This window comes from Micromonospora globispora, assembly GCF_003857015.1.
Lineage (GTDB): Bacteria > Actinomycetota > Actinomycetes > Mycobacteriales > Micromonosporaceae > Micromonospora > Micromonospora globispora.
This window is the reverse complement of the sequence record NZ_QGGF01000121.1, coordinates 1-2,796: the sequence shown is the minus strand read 5'-3', so window position 1 is coordinate 2,796 and position 2,796 is coordinate 1. Positions and strand designations below refer to the sequence as shown.

4 protein-coding genes are annotated in these 2,796 nt (G+C 74.4%); 1 reads left to right on the top strand and 3 read right to left on the bottom strand.

The features are described 5' to 3' along the window. The first annotated feature begins 28 nt into the window (after positions 1-28). A complete protein-coding gene (locus DKL51_RS04405; RefSeq protein ID WP_109947177.1) occupies positions 29-277 on the top strand; it encodes a DUF2630 family protein in 249 nt (82 codons plus the stop codon). 67 nt (positions 278-344) lie between these two features. Here DKL51_RS04405 and DKL51_RS04400 read toward each other — a convergent pair whose 3' ends face one another. From DKL51_RS04400 to DKL51_RS04390, 3 genes are all read right to left on the bottom strand, one after another. Beyond that, a complete protein-coding gene (locus DKL51_RS04400; protein WP_109947178.1) occupies positions 345-1,274 on the bottom strand; it encodes a serine protein kinase RIO in 930 nt (309 codons plus the stop codon). 168 nt (positions 1,275-1,442) lie between these two features. Then, positions 1,443-2,087 carry an HAD family hydrolase gene (locus tag DKL51_RS04395; RefSeq protein WP_109947179.1) on the bottom strand — a complete coding sequence of 215 codons (645 nt, stop codon included), beginning with the start codon at positions 2,085-2,087 and terminating at the stop codon, positions 1,443-1,445. Between the two features lie 61 nt (positions 2,088-2,148). After that, the coding region (locus DKL51_RS04390) for a carbon-nitrogen hydrolase family protein (protein WP_148097723.1) at positions 2,149-2,796 on the bottom strand (648 nt) is incomplete at its 5' end.

Sequence of the window (2,796 nt, the reverse complement as noted above, 5' to 3'; positions counted from 1 at the left end):
AGATTTGTATAAGCGACAGGCTTCGGGCATGGACGACAAGACCATCCTGAACCGGATCTCCGAACTGGTCGACGAGGAGCACCGGCTGCGCGCGGCCGCCCAGGAGCACGAGGCCGGCACCGACGACGAGGCCCGGGAGCGGCTGCGGGCCTTGGAGGAATCCCTCGACCAGTGCTGGGACCTGCTGCGCCGGCGCCGGGCCGCCCGGCAGGCGCACGGCGACCCGGACGCCCAGGGCGAGCGCCCGGTGCCGGAGGTCGAGCGCTACCTGCAGTGACCACGCGTCCCGGACGACCCGGACGACCCGTCCCGGGCGGGCGTGGACCCGCCCGGGACGTGCGCGTTCACCGGATGCCGGCCTCCCGCAGCAGCAGCGCGGTCAGCTCGGCCGGGTCGGTGTCGGCCGACGGTATTCCCCGCGCGGCGAACCAGCTGCCCACCACCCGGACGTCGCGGGCGAGGAACTCGGGGCCCTGCGGGTTGGCCACCACGTCGACCACCTGCGGCAGGTCGATCATGACCAGCCGCCCGCGGTGCACCAGCAGGTTGTACGGGGACAGGTCGCCGTGGGCGTACCTGGCCCGGGCGAGCACGACCAGGGCGTCGACCAGCTGCTCCCAGAGGTCGCGCAGCTCGTCGGGCTCCGGGCGGGTCTGGGCCAGCCGGGGTGCAGCCTGCCCCTCGTCGGCGTCCCCGACGAACTCCAGCATCAGCTCGGTGCCGAGCAGCTGCACCGGGTACGGCACGGCGATCCGCCCGGAGGCGGCGCCGATCTCCCAGAGCCGGGCGAGCGCGGCGAACTCGGCCGCCGCCCACTGCCCGGCGATCATCTGCCGGCCGAACGCGGTGCGGCCGGCCATCGCCCGGTTCTCCCGGGACCGGCGCACCCGCCGCCCCTCCAGGTAGCCGGCGTCCCGGTGGAAGAGCCGGTGCTGGGCGTCCCGGTAGCGCTTCGCCGCCAGCAGGCAGGACCGGTCGGTCCCGGGCACCGCCCGGCGGACGAGGTGGACGTCCGCCTCCTTGCCGGTCTTGAGCACGCCGAGTTCGGTGTCCTTCGCGGCCAGCTCGGTGACCAGCCACTCCGGGTGGGGTTCCGGCCCGTGCACGGCCTTGTCCCAGGAGGACCAGCGGTCCTCGGGATCGGGCTCGTCGTCGGGTTCGGCGAGGGCCGGCTCGGCGTGCCGGCCGTGCTTCAGGAAGTAGGGTTCATCGTCGTCGAAGCGGCTCTTGCCGCGGCCACGGCGCTCGCGCGCCGGAAAGTCGTGTTCGCGCACGGGTGGGTTGATCCTTCGATCGAGGCTGGTGGAGGCAGGCGGAACGACCCTGCAAAGACGGCCATTTACCGACCTCCTCTCCTCGACCGGGCACCGGCCCGGGTGCGCCCTCGCGCGGCACCATGCTCACCGGCCGCCCACTCGGGGTCAACCGATTAATTTGGTGGCTCAGCCGCCCAGCACGGTGGCCACCGCGGCGATCAGCCCGTCCACTGTGCGGGTGGGCGCGAACCGGGTGTCCGACCAGCGCCGACCCCGGTGCAGCCAGACGCTGGGCAGGCCGACCGCGGCCGCGCCGCCGATGTCCGCCTCCGGGCTGTCCCCGACCACCCAGGCGCCGCGCAGCGGCATCCGGCCCCGCTGGGCGGCGACCGCGAAGATCCTCGGGTTGGGCTTGCTGACCCCGGCCTCCTCGGAGATCACCCAGTCGGCGACGTACCGGTCCAGGCCGGTCTGGCGGATCTTCTTTTCCTGCTGCCGTACCGCGCCGTTGCTCACCACCACCGGCACCCAGCCGGCGTCGCCGGCGATCCGCAGCGCGCAGGCGACCAGCGGATCCAGCCGGGTGTTCGCCACCACCCCGTCGTGCAGCTCCTCGACCAGGTCGATGGCGGGAATCCGCAGCCCGTAGCGGTCCCGGATGGCGTCGGCCACGTCCCACCGGTCGGTCAGCCCGTCGGCGTCGATGGAGAGCAGCCAGTCGATGTCGGTGGCCGGCGCGCCGATCTCCGCCAGGAAGCCCTCTCCCCAGGCGCGGAACGGCCCAGCCCGGTCGAGCAGGGTGTTGTCCAGGTCGAGCAGGAGCAGCGGCACGCGGGCACCTTACGGGACCGAGGTGTGTCGCCGACAGGGGCGAGCGGCTGCGCGCCGTCCGTCAGCCGGTCAGCACCGTTCGGGGGAGCCCCTGGTCGGGCAGCCGGTCGGTGAGCATCGTGTGGGCCGCCCGGGTGGCCGCCAGCGCCGCCGGGTCGAAGGTCGCCACGAGCACCTCCTCCCCCGTGTCGGCGCCACGGGCCAACGGGCGCCCCTCGGGGTCGTACACCGCCGCGCCGCCGTTGAAGCGCCACGGGTCGGTGCCGCCGACCGCGTTGGCGAAGACGACGTACATGGTGTTGTCCAGGGCGCGGGCCGCGTAGTAGAGGTCGCGCCGGTGCTCGGAGCCGGCCAGGTAGCCGCTCGGGCAGAGGTACCCGTGCGCGCCGTCCGCCGCGGCGGCCCGGCCGTGCTCGGGGAAGCAGCCGTCGTAGCAGATGCCGAGGCCGAGCCGCCAGCCGTCGACCAGCAGCGTGGCGCCGCGCCGGCCCGCGTCGAACAGGTCCCGCTCGCCGCCCCAGAGCTGCTGCTTGTCGTACGCCGACCGGACGGCTCCGGTCGGGTCGACCACGAGCGACGAGATGGTCCGCCGCCCGTCGGGATGGCGGACGGCCGCGCTCAGTACCACGGTGGCTCCGCCGTCGCGGGCGGCCTGCCGCAGCGGGTCGAGCCGCGGGTCGTCGACCCGCTGCGGCAGCCCGAGCGCGAG